The organism is Streptomyces sp. NPDC093260, assembly GCF_040683715.1.
GTDB lineage: Bacteria > Actinomycetota > Actinomycetes > Streptomycetales > Streptomycetaceae > Streptomyces > Streptomyces sennicomposti.
The window spans coordinates 152563-168672 of sequence record NZ_JBFBEK010000006.1; the positions used below are offsets into that span (position 1 = coordinate 152563).

The 16110-nt window shown below is 72.0% G+C and carries 14 protein-coding genes; 1 reads left to right on the top strand and 13 read right to left on the bottom strand.

The genetic code is table 11. The features are described 5' to 3' along the window. Positions 1-94: 94 nt before the first annotated feature. From AB0N63_RS10205 to AB0N63_RS10220, 4 genes are all read right to left on the bottom strand, one after another. Positions 95-571, bottom strand: a complete 477-nt coding sequence (locus AB0N63_RS10205; RefSeq protein WP_365526752.1) for a GNAT family N-acetyltransferase — start codon at positions 569-571, stop codon at positions 95-97. After that, on the bottom strand, positions 568-1512 hold the full coding sequence (locus AB0N63_RS10210) for an RluA family pseudouridine synthase (protein WP_365526755.1): 945 nt from the start codon (positions 1510-1512) through the stop codon (positions 568-570). The genes AB0N63_RS10205 and AB0N63_RS10210 overlap by 4 nt, the downstream gene beginning before the upstream one ends. A gap of 52 nt (positions 1513-1564) precedes the next feature. Next, complete coding sequence (lspA, locus tag AB0N63_RS10215) at positions 1565-2281, bottom strand: signal peptidase II (RefSeq protein WP_365526758.1); 717 nt, start codon at positions 2279-2281, stop codon at positions 1565-1567. 61 nt (positions 2282-2342) lie between these two features. Beyond that, complete coding sequence (locus AB0N63_RS10220; RefSeq protein WP_365526761.1) at positions 2343-3176, bottom strand: TraR/DksA C4-type zinc finger protein; 834 nt, start codon at positions 3174-3176, stop codon at positions 2343-2345. Between the two features lie 640 nt (positions 3177-3816). Here AB0N63_RS10220 and ileS point away from each other — a divergent pair. Beyond that, a complete protein-coding gene (gene ileS / locus AB0N63_RS10225; protein ID WP_365526764.1) occupies positions 3817-6996 on the top strand; it encodes an isoleucine--tRNA ligase in 3180 nt (1059 codons plus the stop codon). Between the two features lie 335 nt (positions 6997-7331). Here ileS and AB0N63_RS10230 read toward each other — a convergent pair whose 3' ends face one another. From AB0N63_RS10230 to ftsW, 9 genes are all read right to left on the bottom strand, one after another. Next, entirely contained in the window at positions 7332-8519 is a 1188-nt protein-coding gene (locus AB0N63_RS10230) for a DivIVA domain-containing protein (RefSeq protein WP_365526767.1), read from the bottom strand. Positions 8520-8571: 52 nt separating this feature from the next. Continuing rightward, entirely contained in the window at positions 8572-8862 is a 291-nt protein-coding gene (locus AB0N63_RS10235) for a YggT family protein (RefSeq protein WP_009188102.1), read from the bottom strand. Between the two features lie 51 nt (positions 8863-8913). Continuing rightward, on the bottom strand, positions 8914-9555 hold the full coding sequence (gene sepF, locus AB0N63_RS10240; RefSeq protein WP_365526772.1) for a cell division protein SepF: 642 nt from the start codon (positions 9553-9555) through the stop codon (positions 8914-8916). Between the two features lie 127 nt (positions 9556-9682). Next, entirely contained in the window at positions 9683-10402 is a 720-nt protein-coding gene (locus tag AB0N63_RS10245) for a YggS family pyridoxal phosphate-dependent enzyme (RefSeq protein WP_365526775.1), read from the bottom strand. Positions 10403-10408: 6 nt separating this feature from the next. Further along, entirely contained in the window at positions 10409-11137 is a 729-nt protein-coding gene (pgeF, locus tag AB0N63_RS10250) for a peptidoglycan editing factor PgeF (RefSeq protein ID WP_365526778.1), read from the bottom strand. Continuing rightward, positions 11134-12336, bottom strand: a complete 1203-nt coding sequence (gene ftsZ, locus AB0N63_RS10255; RefSeq protein WP_365526780.1) for a cell division protein FtsZ — start codon at positions 12334-12336, stop codon at positions 11134-11136. The genes pgeF and ftsZ overlap by 4 nt, the downstream gene beginning before the upstream one ends. 279 nt (positions 12337-12615) lie before the next feature. After that, complete coding sequence (locus tag AB0N63_RS10260; RefSeq protein ID WP_365526783.1) at positions 12616-13419, bottom strand: FtsQ-type POTRA domain-containing protein; 804 nt, start codon at positions 13417-13419, stop codon at positions 12616-12618. 28 nt (positions 13420-13447) lie between these two features. After that, entirely contained in the window at positions 13448-14536 is a 1089-nt protein-coding gene (gene murG / locus AB0N63_RS10265; RefSeq protein ID WP_365526786.1) for an undecaprenyldiphospho-muramoylpentapeptide beta-N-acetylglucosaminyltransferase, read from the bottom strand. Positions 14537-14542: 6 nt separating this feature from the next. Continuing rightward, complete coding sequence (gene ftsW / locus AB0N63_RS10270; protein WP_365526788.1) at positions 14543-16042, bottom strand: putative lipid II flippase FtsW; 1500 nt, start codon at positions 16040-16042, stop codon at positions 14543-14545. Between the last annotated feature and the right edge of the window lie 68 nt (positions 16043-16110).

Below are 16110 nucleotides of genomic sequence, written 5' to 3' on the forward strand. Positions count from 1 at the left end.
CCTGCCATGCCACCCAGCTCACCGGCCTCTTCGGGGGCCACGGGCCGTTCCCCCGCGCGGCGGCCGGACCGCCGCGCCCGCCTCCGCGGCGGCCCTAGAGGGCGCGCCGCATCGCGCGGTGCGGAATGCCGGCGTCCGGGAACTGCGGTCCGTACGCGGTGTAGCCGAGCCGCTCGTAGAAGCCGAGGGCGTGCGTCTGCGCGTGCAGATCGACGGCCGTGAGGCCGCGCGCGCGTGCCGCCTCCTCGACGGCGCGCACCAGGGCGACGCCGACGCCCAGTCCGCGGGCCTCCCTGACGACGGCGAGCCGCCCGAGGGAGCCGACGCCCGCCTCGCCACCGGTCTTCGCCGCGGCCGCCTCGCCGTGCAGCAGCCGGCCGGTGCCCAGCGGCACGCCGTCCGCGCGGACGGCGAGGACGTGCACGGCGACGGCGTCGTACGCGTCGTACTCGATCTCCTCGTCGACGCCCTGCTCGGCGACGAAGACCTCCTTGCGGACCGCGAAGCAGGCCTCGCGGTCGGCGGGACTCCCGGCGGGGCGCACCTCGTACGCCTCGGTGGAGGGGCTCATGCGTAGGTCTCCTCGCGGACCTGGTCCAGGGCCTGCTGGAGGTCTGCGGGGTAGTCGCTGGCGAACTCCACCCACTGGCCGTCGCCGGGGTGCTCGAAGCCGAGCCGCACCGCGTGCAGCCACTGCCGGGTCAGCTTCAGCCGCTTGGCGAGCGTGGGGTCGGCGCCGTAGGTCAGGTCGCCGACGCAGGGGTGGCGGTGGGCCGCCATGTGGACGCGGATCTGGTGGGTGCGGCCGGTCTCCAGCTTCACGTCGAGCAGGGAGGCGGCGCGGAACGCCTCGATCAGGTCGTAGTGCGTCACGGACGGCTTGCCGTCGGCGGTGACCGCCCACTTGTAGTCGTGGTTCGGGTGCCGGCCGATGGGCGCGTCGATGGTGCCGCTGGTCGGGTCGGGGTGGCCCTGGACCAGGGTGTGGTAGCGCTTGTCGACCGTGCGCTCCTTGAACTGGCGCTTGAGCGACGTGTACGCGTACTCGGACTTGGCGACCACCATCAGACCGGAGGTGCCCACGTCGAGGCGGTGCACGATGCCCTGGCGCTCGGCGGCGCCGGAGGTGGAGATCCGGTACCCGGCGGCGGCCAGCCCGCCGATGACGGTGGGGCCGCTCCAGCCGGGGCTGGGGTGGGCGGCGACGCCGACCGGCTTGACGATCACCACGACGTCGTCGTCGTCGTGCACGATCTCCATGCCCTCGACCGGCTCGGCGACGACCTGCACGGGCGCGGGCGCCTGCGGCATCTCGACCTCCAGCCAGGCGCCGCCGCGCACCCGCTCGGACTTGCCGACCGCCGTGCCGTCGACCAGCACCTTGCCCGCCGCGGCCAGCTCGGCCGCCTTCGTACGGGAGAAGCCGAACATGCGGGAGATGGCGGCGTCGACGCGCTCGCCCTCCAGGCCGTCGGGCACGGGCAGGGTACGGATCTCGGGAAGCGTGCTCACCCGTCGAGTATGCCGGACGGCCGTGGTGCTCCCGAACGGCAGCCTGTCCGGCTCAGTCCTTGTGGACGGTCCCGTCCGGGTCCAGGCCGCGGAAGGAGAGCAGCACGATCAGGATGCCGCCGCACACGATCGCCGAGTCGGCGAGGTTGAAGACGGCGAAGTGCTTGGGCGAGATGAAGTCGACGACCGCGCCCTTGAACACGCCCGGCGAGCGGAAGATCCGGTCGGTGAGGTTGCCGAGCGCGCCGCCGAGCAGCAGGCCGAGGGCGATCGCCCAGGGCAGGCTGTACAGCTTGCGGGCCAGCCGGACGATCACCACGATCACGGCGGCGGCGATCACCGTGAAGATCACGGTGTAGGCCTCGCCGAAGCTGAAGGCGGCCCCCGAGTTGCGGATCGCCTCCAGCTGGAGCCAGTCCCCGACGACCCGCACGGGCGCGTGGTGCTCCAGCTTGGCGACCACCAGCAGCTTGCTGACCAGGTCGAGGGCGTACGCGAACGCCGCGACCGTGAACAGCACGGCGATCCGGCGCCCGCGGCGGGGACGCTCGGGCCCGGCCGCGTCCGGCGCCGGCTGTGCGCCCGCGCGGGGCGACGCCTCGGCGGCCGAGGACGCGGCGGAGGCCGGGGCCGTGCCGTCCGTGCCGGCTGTCGTGCCGTCGGGGCCGGACGGCTCGCCCGGCCCCGACCGTGCGCCCGGCCGCTGCCCGGGCCGCTCCGCCTCCGGGGTGTCGTCCGGCGTACCGATGATGCGCTCCGCCTCTGCCACGTGAGTCCCTCGACCTAGGTACCTGACTGAGGACGAGGGTACGGCACGCCCCGGACCCGGTTCAGTACCGGCGTTCCTGCTTCTGCTTGCACTCCACGCACAGGGTGGCGCGCGGGAAGGCCTGCATGCGGGCCTTGCCGATGGGGTCGCCGCAGTTCTCGCACAGGCCGTAGGTGCCGGCGTCCAGCCGGTCCAGGGCGCGCTCGGTCTGGACGAGCATCTCGCGGGCGTTGGCGGCGAGGGCCATCTCGTGCTCGCGCGTGATGTTCTTGGTGCCGGTGTCGGCGTCGTCGTCGCCCGCGCCGTCGCCGGAGTCCCGCATCAGGCCCGCCAGGGACTCCTCGGACGAGGTGATCTCGGTGCGCAGCCGTTCCGTCTCGGACTGCAGTTCCGCGCGGGCCTCGTCGACCTCCTCCGCGGTCCACGGGTCCTCGCCCGGCCGTACCGCGAGGTCGCCGGGCTCGGCCGCGGCGGCGAGGCGCGCCTTGGGGACGGCGGAGGTGTCCGCCGTGGCCGCCGTACCAGGGGTCTTCTTCGCAACCACCGTCGTGACTCCCGTCTGCTCCGCGGTCCGAGCCGCGCCCGCCTTCTTGCCCGTGCTCTTCCTGCCCACACCGGCGCCTTCCGCACCCTTGCGGCGGGCTCCGTTCCGCCGGTGGGTTCCGTCCGCACCCGCCGTCCGCCTCCCGGGCGGTGTCCCGGCGGCCGCGGGGCCGGTCTGGTCGCGGCCGGTCTGGTCGCGGCCGGCGGACGAGGGCGCGTCGGCGGCCGCGGGGGCGCCGGCGTCCTCGCGCGCGCGTGCGGTGCGTTTCGTGGGGGCCGCCGGCTTCCCGGCCGCGGTTCCCGCGCTCGTCCTGACGGACGCCGACTGCTCGGCGGTCTTCCTCACCACCATGGCCGCGGCCCCTTCACATATTGTGATCGTCCCAGAAGAATCGTGCTGGGACGATAAATCGACACGGGTCGCGCGGCAACGGGGCACGCCGCCCGATGCGCCCGCCTCACGGGTACCGCTCGGCAGGCATGCATGCGTTGTGCCCCGCTCCCCGCCGGGTAATCCGGCCGGCCGCGCCCGCCACGATCCGGACACCGTCCCGCGCGCCGTTCGGGTCACCGCGCGCGCCCGCCGGTCCCCGCGCCGCACGGCCCCGCGCCGTCCCGGACCGCGGGACCGGACGGCCCCGTGCGGAAATCCGGTCGGCCGCTGTCCGCGGCGCGCCGTACACTGGGGCGCAGCGAGAAGCGTGGATGGGGACGAGTAGCGGCGTACGCAGCCCAGAGCGACCCGGGGACGGTGGGAGCCCGGGGGCGAGCGCGACGTGAAGATCACCCCGGAGCCGCCGGAAGAACGCCCCGCGAGGCCGCGGGGCCGGTAGAACCGGCATCGCGACCCCAATGAGGGGGCTCGTCGGCGCGTACGGCGCACCGGGGGGCCAAGGAGGGTGGTACCGCGGGAGCGCGCCGCACACGGCGTAGGAAGCACGAAGGCTCTCGTCCCTCCGACGGAAGGCAGCACGTCCGCCGGAGGAAGCTCGTTGAACACGCAGCCGCAGTACCGCCAGGTGCCCGCCCAGGTCGACCTGCCCGCGCTCGAACACGCGGTGCTCGACTTCTGGCGCGAGCAGAAGATCTTCGCCAAGAGCCTTCAGCAGTCCGAGGGCCGCCCCGAGTGGGTTTTCTACGAGGGCCCGCCCACCGCCAACGGCATGCCGGGCGCCCACCACATCGAGGCGCGCGTCTTCAAGGACGTCTTCCCCCGCTTCCGCACCATGCGCGGCTACCACGTGGCACGCAAGGCCGGCTGGGACTGCCACGGCCTGCCGGTGGAGCTGGCGGTCGAGAAGGAGCTGGGGTTCAGCGGCAAGCAGGACATCGAGGCGTACGGCATCGCCGAGTTCAACGCCAAGTGCCGTGAGTCGGTGACCCGACACACCGACGCGTTCGCCGAGCTGACGACCCGCATGGGCTACTGGGTCGACCTGGACGACGCCTACCGCACCATGGACCCCGAGTACGTGGAGTCGGTGTGGTGGTCGCTGAAGGAGATCTTCGGCAAGGGCCTGCTGGTCCAGGACCACCGCGTGGCCCCCTGGTGCCCGCGCTGCGGCACCGGCCTGTCCGACCACGAGCTGGCGCAGGGCTACGAGACGGTCGTGGACCCCTCGGTCTACGTCCGCTTCCCGCTGACCTCCGGCCCGCTGGCCGGCGAGGCCGCGCTGCTGGTGTGGACGACGACCCCGTGGACCCTGGTGTCCAACACGGCGGTCGCCGCCCACCCCGAGGTGACCTACGTCGTCGCGACGAACGGCGAGGAGAAGCTGGTCGTCGCCGAGCCGCTGGTCGCCAAGGCGCTCGGCGAGGGCTGGGAGACCACCGGGCAGTCCTTCACGGGCGCGGAGATGGAGCGCTGGACGTACCAGCGGCCGTTCGAGCTGATCGAGTTCCCGGGCGCCGGCGACGGGACCGACGGGCACGGACCGGCTCCGGCGCACTTCGTGGTGAACGCCGAGTACGTGACGACCGAGGACGGTACGGGTCTGGTCCACCAGTCCCCCGCCTTCGGTGAGGACGACCTCAAGGTCTGCCGCGCCTACGGCCTGCCGGTCGTCAACCCGGTGCGCCCCGACGGCACCTTCGAGGAGGAGGTCCCGCTGGTGGGCGGCGTCTTCTTCAAGAAGGCCGACGAGAAGCTCACCGCGGACCTCGCCGAGCGCGGTCTGCTCTTCAAGCACCTGCCCTACGAGCACAGCTACCCGCACTGCTGGCGCTGCCACACCGCGCTGCTGTACTACGCACAGCCGTCCTGGTACATCCGCACCACGGCGGTCAAGGACCGGCTGCTGGAGGAGAACGAGAAGACCAACTGGTTCCCGGAGACGGTCAAGCACGGCCGCTTCGGCGACTGGCTGACCAACAACATCGACTGGGCGCTGTCCCGCAACCGCTACTGGGGCACCCCGCTGCCCATCTGGCGCTGCGAGGAGGGCCACCTCACCTGCGTCGGCTCCCGCGCGGAACTGACCGGGCTGACCGGCGCCGACCAGTCGGGCCTGGACCCGCACCGCCCGTTCATCGACGAGGTCACCTTCGCCTGCCCGCAGGACGGCTGCGGGGCGACGGCCACGCGCGTGCCGGAGGTCATCGACGCCTGGTACGACTCGGGCTCGATGCCGTTCGCGCAGTGGGGATACCCGTACAAGAACAAGGAGCTGTTCGAGAGCCGCTACCCGGCGCAGTTCATCTCCGAGGCGATCGACCAGACCCGCGGCTGGTTCTACACGCTGATGGCCGTCGGCACCCTGGTCTTCGACCGGTCGTCGTACGAGAACGTCGTGTGCCTGGGCCACATCCTGGCCGAGGACGGCCGCAAGATGTCCAAGCACCTGGGCAACATCCTCCAGCCGATCCCGCTGATGGACCAGCACGGCGCGGACGCGGTGCGCTGGTTCATGGCAGCCGGCGGCTCCCCGTGGGCGGCCCGCCGGGTCGGTCACGGCACCATCCAGGAGGTCGTCCGCAAGACGCTGCTGACCTACTGGAACACGGTCGCCTTCCAGGCCCTGTACGCCCGCACGTCGAACTGGGCGCCGAGCGGGGCGGACCCGGCCCCGGCCGACCGGCCGCTGCTGGACCGCTGGCTGCTCAGCGAGCTGCACGCGCTGACCGACCAGGTCACCCAGGCCCTGGAGGCCTACGACACGCAGCGGGCCGGCAAGCTGCTGTCCGCGTTCGTCGACGACCTGTCCAACTGGTACGTCCGCCGGTCGCGCCGCCGCTTCTGGCAGGGCGACAAGGCCGCGCTGCGCACACTGCACGAGGTCGTCGAGACGGTGACCAAGCTGATGGCGCCGCTGACCCCGTTCATCACCGAGCGGGTCTGGCAGGACCTGGTCGTGCCGGTGACGCCGGGCGCCCCGGAGTCGGTGCACCTCGCCTCCTGGCCCGAGGCCGACCTGTCGGCGATCGACCCGGAGCTGTCGCAGCAGATGGTGCTGGTCCGGCGGCTGGTGGAACTGGGGCGGGCCACGCGCGCGGAGTCGGGCGTCAAGACGCGTCAGCCGCTGTCGCGGGCGCTGGTCGCGGTGGCGGGCTTCGAGTCCCTGCACCCCGAGCTGCACGCGCAGATCACCGAGGAGCTGAACGTCTCCTCGCTGGCGTCGCTGTCCGAGGTCGGCGGGTCACTGGTGGACACCACCGCGAAGGCCAACTTCCGGGCGCTCGGCAAGCGGTTCGGCAAGCGGGTGCAGGACGTGGCGAAGGCGATCGCCGCGGCCGACGCCGCCGCGCTGTCGCTGTCGCTGCGCGAGGGAACGGCGTCGGTGGAGGTCGGCGGGGAGACCGTCGATCTCGCTCCGGACGAGGTGATCATCACGGAGACCCCGCGTGAGGGGTGGTCGGTCGCGTCCGAGTCGGGTGCGACGGTGGCGCTGGACCTGGAGATCACGGAGGAGCTGCGGCAGGCCGGGCTCGCGCGGGACGCGATCCGGCTCATCCAGGAGGCGCGCAAGAACAGCGGTCTGGACGTCGCCGACCGGATCGCTCTGCGGTGGACGTCGACGGACCCCGCGGTCATCGCTGCGCTGTCGGAGCACGCCGGACTGATCGCGGACGAGGTCCTCGCCACGGACTTCGCCCAGGGCGAGGCGGACGAGACGTACGGCGAGGCCTTCACCGACGAGGGCCTGTCCCTGACCTTCCGGCTCCGCAAGGCGTGACCGCCCTGGGGGCTGCGCCCTCAGCCCCCCGTTTCGCGCAGTTCCCCGCCCCCGGGAAAAGGGGCGCGGGGAACCGCGCGTTCTGAGGGGCGCGGGGAACCGCGCGACAGCCCCCACCCACCCGCACCGAACGACGCGCCCCCGCCCCCGTGCCCCGCCGCGGTCGAAGGGGCGCAGCCCCCGGAGGGGACGGCAAGGGCAGGGGCGGCGGGGATCAGACACTCCCCGCCGAGGACACGGCACCCCCCGGCACACGAGAACGGCCCCGGAGGAGAACCTCCGGGGCCGTTCTGCAGGCTGCCGACGCCTAGGTGGGGCCCTTCAGGGCCGCCGCCTCAGTTGTCGTCCTCGTCGATGAGGAAGCCCCGCATCGGCGACGGCGCCTGTCCCATCGGAGACGGCCCCTGCGGCCGTACGGGCGCCATCGGCTGGGTCATCGCCGGGGACATCTGCTGCTGACCGCCGTAGGACGGCCCGGACGGGCTCGGCGCACCGCCCATGCCCTGGTTCCCGCCGTACGACGGGGCGCTCGCACCGGCCGGAGCCATCGACGGCGCCGGGGACGGCGGCAGCGAGGCGGTGGCCGGAGTGCGCGGCGGCGCCAGCGAGTCGTCGGCCTGGGTCTCCAGCTGACGCAGCTGCGACTCCAGGTACGACTTCAGACGCGTACGGTACTCGCGCTCGAAGCCGCGCAGGTCCTCGACCTTGCGCTCCAGCGTGGCGCGGGCGGACTCCAGGGAGCCCATCGCGACGCGGTGCTTCTCCTGCGCGTCCCGCTCCAGCGCGTCCGCCTTGGCGCGGGCGTCCCGCTCCAGGCCCTCGGCCCGGGAACGCGCCTCGCCGACGATCTTGTTGGCCTCGGAACGGGCCTCCGCGATCGCCTGGTCGGCGGTCTGCTGGGCCAGCGACAGAACGCGTGCGGCGCTGTCGCCACCAGGACCCTGACCCATCGGGCCGGGGCCGCCCATGGGACCGGGGCCACCCATCGGGCCCGGACCCATCTGGCCCTGCATCGGACCCTGGCCCATCGGACCGGGTCCCTGGCCCATCGGACCAGGACCCTGACCCATGGGGCCGGGGCCCTGCGGGCCCTGTCCGCCGGGGCCGGCGGGCAGCTGCGGGGCACCGCTCGGCAGCTGGGGCGGGCCACCCATGGGGCCGCCCATCTGCTGCTGCGGCGGGCCCGATATCCCGGCGGGCACCGGAGCCCCGGGACCTCGCATGCCCTGCTGCGGCATACCGCCCTGCTGGGGCATACCGCCCTGCTGCGGCATCCCGCCCTGCTGCTGCGGGTGCTGCTGGTCCTGCTGCTCCGGGGGCTTGCGCATGTTCTGCTGGTTCTGGGCGGCCGCGCGCGTGGCGGCGGCCAGCTTGGCGCGCAGGTCCTCGTTCTCGCGGAGCAGACGGGTCAGCTCGGCTTCGACCTCGTCGAGGAAGGCATCGACCTCGTCCTCGTCATAGCCTTCTCGGAGGCGGACGGTCGTGAACTGCTTGTTCCGCACGTCCTCGGGGGTCAACGGCATCTCTTCACCTCAACGTAGTCATCGGCAGTCGGCAAGACCGTATCGTCCACAGTCACGTCGCGAGGTTCCCCACGATGTAGATCAGGATGTAGACGATGATCATCAGAACGAAGAAGGACAGGTCGAGCGCCACGCCCCCGAGACGCAACGGCGGGATGAACCGCCGCAGAAGCTTCAACGGTGGATCGGTGACAGTGTAGGTGGCCTCGAGAACGACCACCATCGCCTTGCCGGGTTGCCACGAGCGGGCGAACTGGAACACGTAGTCCATGACCAATCGGAAGATCAGCACGATGAGGAACACCATCAGCGCGATGTAGAGAACCTCCATGGCCACGCCCATGATCGGTGCTTCCCTCTCCCCTGCTCCGTGCCTGTCTTCCAGCGGTGTGTCTCAGCTCTGGTTGAAGAACCCGCCCTCTGCGATGCGGGCCTTGTCCTCCGCCGTGACATCGACGTTAGCAGGCGACAACAGGAACACCTTCTGTGTCACCCGCTCGATGCTGCCGTGAAGACCAAACACCAAACCGGCCGCGAAGTCGACAAGTCGCTTCGCGTCTGTGTCGTCCATCTCAGTCAGATTCATGATCACCGGGGTGCCCTCACGGAAGTGTTCCCCGATGGTACGGGCCTCGTTGTAGGTCCGGGGGTGAAGTGTGGTGATCCGGTACGGCTCACGTTCGGACACGACCTTGGGCATGATCACCGGTGCGTTCTTCTCCAGGCTCGCGCGTTCTTGTGTGATGGATGCCACGGGCGCGATGCGCGCCGGACGCCCGGATTCCGCCGGAAGCGAAGCGGAATGCGACACGGGTTCGCGGGGTGCCGGAGGCTGCACCACGCGTACCGGTTCGTCCCTTTGCGGCTGATGTGCCCCGTGCGGCTGGTGCGCCGGCTCGTGCCGTCGGCGGTCCCGCTCGGGCTCCGGGTCGAGTTCGGGTTCGAAGTCGTCATCGGGGTCGAAACCCCGGCCGTCGTACCCATCGTCCTCCACGAGGCCGAGGTAGACCGCCATCTTGCGCATCGCGCCGGCCATGCTCTGAGTCCTCCGCTCTGTGGTGGATCCGCTGACGACCGCGAAGTCCCCGCGATCCACTAGGTCGTTGCGCCTTCTTCGGCGGTATTGACCATATTTTCTGCTGTGGTCCGACTTCCTGGCGACGTTACCCGAGCCCGGGGCGGACTCCGAGTACCGAGGTGCCGACGCGCACATGTGTCGCTCCGGCCGCCACGGCCTGTTCGAGGTCCCCGCTCATCCCTGCCGAGACCATGGTGGCAGCCGGATGGTTCACGCGCAGGCGGGTCGACAAATCCATGAGCCGTTCGAACGCCGCCCGTTGACGGCCCGCGTACTCCCCGGTCAGCGGCGCGACGGTCATCAGTCCGCCGAGCCGCAGCCCCTCGGCCGAGGCGATCGCGTCGGCCAACTCCCCGATCCCGCCGGGCGCCACGCCCCCGCGCTCGCCGCGGGCGCTCTCGCCCGCGTCCAGCGCGACCTGGATCAGACAGCCCACCTCGCGCCCGGCGCGCACCGCCTCCTTCGACAGCGCCGTGACCAGCCGCAGCCGGTCGACGGACTGCACGAAGTCCGCGTATCCCACGACCGAGCGGACCTTGTTGGTCTGGAGTTGACCGACGAAGTGCCAACTGAGCGGCAGGTCGGCGCACTCGGCGGACTTCGGCCCCGCCTCCTGGTCGCGGTTCTCGGCGACCTGGCGCACCCCGAGGTCCGCCAGGAGCCGCACGTCGGAGGCCGGGTAGGTCTTGGTGACCACGATGAGGGTCACCTCCTCGCGCTCACGGCCGGCGGCGGCGCACGCGGTCGCGATGCGCTCCTCCACCCGCGCCAGATTCCCGGCGAGTTCGTCCTTACGTTCCGTCATGCCCCATCAGTCCAGCCAGACGTAGCCCGCGAGCCGACCGGTGGTGCGGTCGCGGCGGTACGAGAAGTGATCGGCCGACTCCCGTGTGCACACCGGCGAGCGCTCCCGGTCGTGCACCCCGAGCCGTTCGAGCTGCGCGTGCACCCCGGCGCCCACGTCGAGCGCCGGCGTGCCCCAGCTCGTCTCGGCGTGCGCCGCCGGCTCGACGGCGGCCACCTCGGCGCGCATCGCCTCCGGCACCTCGTAGCACCGGCCGCAGACGGCCGGCCCGGTGCGGGCGACGATCCGGGCCGGTTCGGCGCCGAGCGACCGCATCGCCTCGACGGCGGCGGGGACGACCCCCTTGACCATGCCGGGCCTTCCCGCGTGCGCCGCGGCGACCACCCCGGCGACCGGATCGGCCAGCAGCACCGGCACGCAGTCGGCGGTCAGCACGGCGAGCGCCAGACCGCGAACGGCGGTGACCAGGCCGTCGACCGGCGGGGTGGGGTCGGTGGTCCACGGTCCGTCCACCACGGCGATGTCGTCGCCGTGGACCTGGTTCATCCAGACCACCCGGGCCGGGTCGAGTCCCAGGGACCTCGCGGCCAGTTCCCGGTTGGCGCGGACGGCCGCGGGGTCGTCGCCGACCGCGCCGCCGAGGTTCAGCTCCTCGTACGGAACGGCGCTCACCCCGCCCCACCGGTCGGTGAAGGCGAAGTGCGCGCCGCTCACGGTGTCGTGCCGCCCTATCACTTCAGGAAGTCCGGTACGTCCAGTTCCTCTGCGGCGCTGTCCGTGTAGGTCCGCGGCGCCGGCGGGACGGCCGGGGTGGCCGGGACGTCGTGCACCGGCTCGGGGGCCGGGGGCTCCGGCTCCTCCTTCGGCGTCACGCTGCCGAGCGAGCCGAAGCTCGGGCGGCTCTCGGGCTGGCGCACCGGCGCGGGTTCCTCGCGGCGGGGGGCCGAGGAGGCCGAGCCGAGGACGTTGTCCCGGCGCGCCGGCGGCTGGCCGCCGTCGAAGCCGGCCGCGATCACGGTGACCCGGACCTCGTCGCCGAGGGCGTCGTCGATGACCGCGCCGAAGATGATGTTGGCCTCGGGGTGGGCGGCCTCGCTGACCAGCTGGGCCGCTTCGTTGATCTCGAACAGGCCGAGGTCGGAGCCGCCGGAGATGGAGAGCAGGACGCCGCGGGCGCCGTCGATGGAGGCCTCCAGCAGCGGCGAGGAGATCGCCATCTCGGCGGCGGCCACCGCGCGGTCGTCGCCGCGGGCCGAGCCGATGCCCATGAGGGCCGAACCGGCCTCGGACATGACCGACTTGACGTCGGCGAAGTCGAGGTTGATCAGGCCGGGGGTGGTGATGAGGTCGGTGATGCCCTGGACGCCGGAGAGCAGCACCTGGTCGGCGGACTTGAACGCGTCGAGCACGCTGACCTGGCGGTCCGAGATGGACAGCAGCCGGTCGTTGGGGATCACGATGAGGGTGTCGACCTCTTCGCGCAGTTCGGCGATGCCGTCCTCGGCCTGGTTGGCCCGGCGCCGTCCCTCGAAGGTGAACGGTCGGGTGACCACACCGATGGTGAGGGCGCCAAGGGAGCGTGCGATGTTGGCCACGACGGGCGCGCCGCCGGTGCCGGTGCCGCCGCCTTCACCGGCCGTCACGAAGACCATGTCGGCCCCCTTGAGGACCTCCTCGATCTCCTCGCGGTGGTCCTCGGCGGCCTTGCGGCCGACGGCCGGATTGGCTCCGGCGCCGAGTCCGCGGGTGAGTTCGCGGCCCACGTCGAGCTTGACGTCGGCGTCGCTCATCAACAGCGCCTGTGCGTCGGTGTTGATCGCGATGAACTCGACGCCCTTGAGACCGACCTCGATCATCCGGTTGATGGCATTGACACCACCGCCGCCGACACCGATGACCTTGATGACTGCGAGGTAGTTCTGCGGTGCTGCCACGTCGAAGGCCTCTCGCCTCGAATTACGTTGCCGTCGCCGCGCGGTCGCCCGCGTCGCGGCGGCTGATGCCGAATGGGACGGTCCGTAACGCCGACCCGAACCCTAACCCTGAAGTTTAGGGTTACCAGTGTGCCTGTTCCCTGAAGTCTTCTGAACAGGACACTAAGTCGACAAGCGGCGCCCGTTCAACGAACACGCCGAACCTCCCGTTTTTCTTTTCACCCTATGTGATCAGCCATAGCGCTGCCCAACCAGGGTGCTGGCCTGCGCTGATGTGCGTCAACTCCCCGCTGACGCGGGGGCGCTGGGGACGCTGACGTCGAAGTACCGCGCGTCCGGGGCCGCTTTCATCAGCGCGGTCAGCGCGCGCGCCTTCTCCCGGCTGCGGTCGCCGCTGCCCCAGGCGACGGTGCGGCCGTCGGTCAATTCCAGCGAGATGTCGTCGTAGGTACGGACCTTGACGACGCGGGTGCGGTGGGCGACCTGGGCGGGGAGGTGGCCGGAGACCGTCACCGCCGCGCGCACCAGCCGGTCCTCGCCGAAGCGGCGCAGGCTCGCGGCCGAGGCGGCGGAGCGGGAAAGGGACAATTCCAGGAGCGGGACGCCTTTGGGCGGCTGGGCGACCGTGGCGAAGCGGACTCCGGCGGCGTCCACTTCGGCGAACTTTCCGCCCTTTTCCTCCACCATGACCGCGGTGCGCTCGACCACTTCCAGGTCGATTCCGTGCGGCCAGGAGCGTTCCACCCGGACGGAGTCGATGCGGGGCAGCTGCCGGCGCAGCCGAGCGGCGATCTGGCCGGTGTCCACGGAGACCAGCGGGTCCCCGACCGGCACGTCGGCGGCCCGGCGGACCTCCTCGGGCGTCAACACCCGTGTGCCGGAGACGGATACGCGCTCCACCCGGGTCCACGGGGAGCCGTAGAGCACCCAGAGGACGGCGGCGCCGAGAAGCACGACGGCCAGCGCCAGGATGACGGTCGTACGAAGACGCAGTCGCCGCAGCCGTCGCAGCCCGCGGACGAGAGGCGGGCCGGACGACTCCTGCTGGCGTTCACCGCGCTCGGCGGTGCTCGGTCCGGCCACGCTCTCAAGTCCTTTCGGTCATACAGTCCTAACGGTGCGAGGCGATCGCCTTGTACACCATGCCGACGAGCAGGTCGTCGGCGTCCCGGCGGCCGAACTCGCTGGCGGCGCGGGACATCTGGTACAGCCGGTGCGGATCGCCGAGCACGGGCAGGACGTGGGCTTGGACCCACTCGGGGGTCAGGTCCGCGTCGTCGACCAGCAGTCCGCCGCCGGCCTTCACCACCGGCTGGGCGTTCAGCCGCTGTTCGCCGTTGCCGATGGGCAGCGGGACGTAGGCGGCCGGGAGTCCGACGGCGGAGAGTTCGGCGACGGTCATCGCGCCGGCGCGGCAGAGCATCATGTCGGCCGCGGCGTACGCGAGGTCCATCCGGTCCAGGTAACTTACCGGGATGTACGGGGGCATCCCCGGCATCTGCTGCACACGCGGCAGTTCGTTCTTCGGGCCGACCGCGTGCAGGATCTGGATGCCCGCCTGCTGCAGCCACGGGGCGACCTGCTGGACCACCTCGTTGAGGCGGCGGGCGCCCTGGGAGCCGCCGGAGACCAGCAGCGTGGGCAGGTTGGGGTCGAGCCCGAACAGCGCGCGCGCCTCCGGGCGCACCGCGGCCCGGTCCAGGGTGGCGATGGCGCGGCGCAGCGGGATGCCGATGTACTGCGCGCCCCGCAGCTTGCTGTCCGGGGTGGAGACGGCGACCTGCGCGGCGTAGCGGGAGCCGATCTTGTTGGCCAGGCCGGGGCGGGCGTTGGCCTCGTGGACCACGATGGGCACGCCGAGCCGCTTGGCGGCGAGGTAGCCGGGCAGGGCGACGTAGCCGCCGAAGCCGACCACGGCGTCGGCCTTGGTGCGCTCCAGGATCTGCTCGGCCGCCTTGATGGTGCCGCGCAGCCGGCCCGGGACGGTGATCAGTTCAGGGGTGGGCTTGCGCGGCAGCGGCACCGCCGGGATCAGCCCGAGTTCGTAGCCCCGCTCGGGGACGAGCCGGGTCTCCAGGCCGCGCTCCGTGCCCAGGGCCGTGATCCCCACGGTCGGGTCCTGCCTGCGCAGGGCGTCCGCGAGGGCGAGCGCGGGCTCGATGTGGCCCGCGGTACCTCCGCCGGCGAGTACGACATGCACCGAAATTCACCGCTCTCCGGACGGACGCGCCGCCGAGGCGCGCCGTCGCATCGTGTTCCATCTCCGAGGCCCCTGACCGGACCCCTGACCCGAGCCCTGCCCGGATCCCCGGTCCGACGCCCGGCCGGCCGCCTCGCCGGTCTCCCGGCCTGGCTTGCGGCCGGGAGTCCGCGCGGGCTTCCGCTCGGGCCTTCGGCCGGTCTTGCGGCCGGCCGCGGAACCTGTCGCCCGCTTTCTACCAAAGCGGGGTTGCCGCATGGCAAGCGCCGCCCGCGCAGCGGGCTCGTCCCGCGCGAACGCGATCATCAGCCCGACGGCGAACATGGTCGGCAGCAGGGCGGACCCGCCGTAGGAGAACAGCGGGAGCGGGACGCCGGCGATCGGCAGCAGGCCGAGCACCGCACCGATGTTGATCACCGCCTGTGCGACGATCCAGGTGGTCACGCCTCCCGCGGCGTACCTGACGAAGGGGTCCTCCGTGCGTCCGGCCACGCGGATGCCCGCATAGCCTAGAGCCGCGAACAGGGCGAGCACCGACAGAGTCCCCGCCAGGCCCAGTTCCTCACCGGTGACGGCGAAGATGAAGTCGGTGTGGGCTTCGGGAAGTTGGCCCCATTTTTCCACACTCGCGCCGAGCCCGGAACCGAAGAATCCACCGGAGGCGAGGGCGTAGATGCCGTGCACGGCCTGCCAGCACCTGGAGACGTCGGTGGAGCCGACGCAGGCGAACCGGTCCAGGCGGTTGGGGCTGGTCTTGATCAGGACCAGGCCGATGAGGGCGGCGACCGAGAGCACGCCGACGAAGAGCCGGGTGGGGGCGCCCGCGAGCCACAGCAGGCCGAACAGGATGGCGGTGAGGATGATCGCGGTGCCCATGTCGCCGCCGAGCATGATCAGGCCGAGCAGCATGAACGCGACCGGGACCAGCGGCACCAGCATGTGCTTCCACTGGGTCAGCAGCCGCTTCTCCTGCTTGCGGGCGATCAGGTCGGCGCCCCACAGCACCAGGGCCAGCTTGCCGATCTCGCTGGGCTGGATCTGGAAGGAGCCGCCGAGCGAGATCCAGTTCTGGTTGCCGTTGACCGACATCCCTATCCCCGGCACCTGCACGAGGGCCATCAGGAACACCGCGCCCGCCAGGATCGGGTAGGCCAGGGCCCGGTGCAGCTTGACCGGCATCCGGGAGGCGGCCAGCAGCAGCCCGGCGCCGATCACGGCGGCCAGCAGCTGCTTGCGGAAGAAGTAGGAGCCGGGCAGCGACATCTGGAGCGCGGTGACCTGGGAGGCCGAGTAGACCATCACCAGGCCGAGCACCGTGATCAGCGAGCTGCCGCCGAGGATCAGGTAGTAGGCGGTCAGCGGCCGGTCCCAGGCCTTGCGGGCCCGGGTGACCAGGGTGCGCACCGGGTTGTCGCGCACGGGCCGCACGGCGGCGGGCCGGGGGACGGCACGCTGCACGGGTGGCCGGCGGGTGCCGCCGCCGCGGCCTTTGGACTCAGCGGGCATCTGCGCCTCCGCCGTACGCCGGCCGCGTCCGTCCGGCTCGCATCGCGGGTCCCACGCGTCCCTCCCAA

What these genes read in the sequence shown, in the direction of transcription:
- AB0N63_RS10205 (WP_365526752.1), bottom strand. Translation starts at nt 571, where the DNA reads ATGAGCCCCTCCACCGAGGCGTACGAGGTGCGCCCCGCCGGGAGTCCC.
- AB0N63_RS10220 (WP_365526761.1), bottom strand. Translation starts at nt 3,176, where the DNA reads ATGGTGGTGAGGAAGACCGCCGAGCAGTCGGCGTCCGTCAGGACGAGC.
- AB0N63_RS10230 (WP_365526767.1), bottom strand. Translation starts at nt 8,519, where the DNA reads ATGCCGTTGACCCCCGAGGACGTGCGGAACAAGCAGTTCACGACCGTC.
- AB0N63_RS10235 (WP_009188102.1), bottom strand. Translation starts at nt 8,862, where the DNA reads ATGGGCGTGGCCATGGAGGTTCTCTACATCGCGCTGATGGTGTTCCTC.
- sepF (WP_365526772.1), bottom strand. Translation starts at nt 9,555, where the DNA reads ATGGCCGGCGCGATGCGCAAGATGGCGGTCTACCTCGGCCTCGTGGAG.
- AB0N63_RS10245 (WP_365526775.1), bottom strand. Translation starts at nt 10,402, where the DNA reads ATGACGGAACGTAAGGACGAACTCGCCGGGAATCTGGCGCGGGTGGAG.
- ftsW (WP_365526788.1), bottom strand. Translation starts at nt 16,042, where the DNA reads ATGCCCGCTGAGTCCAAAGGCCGCGGCGGCGGCACCCGCCGGCCACCC.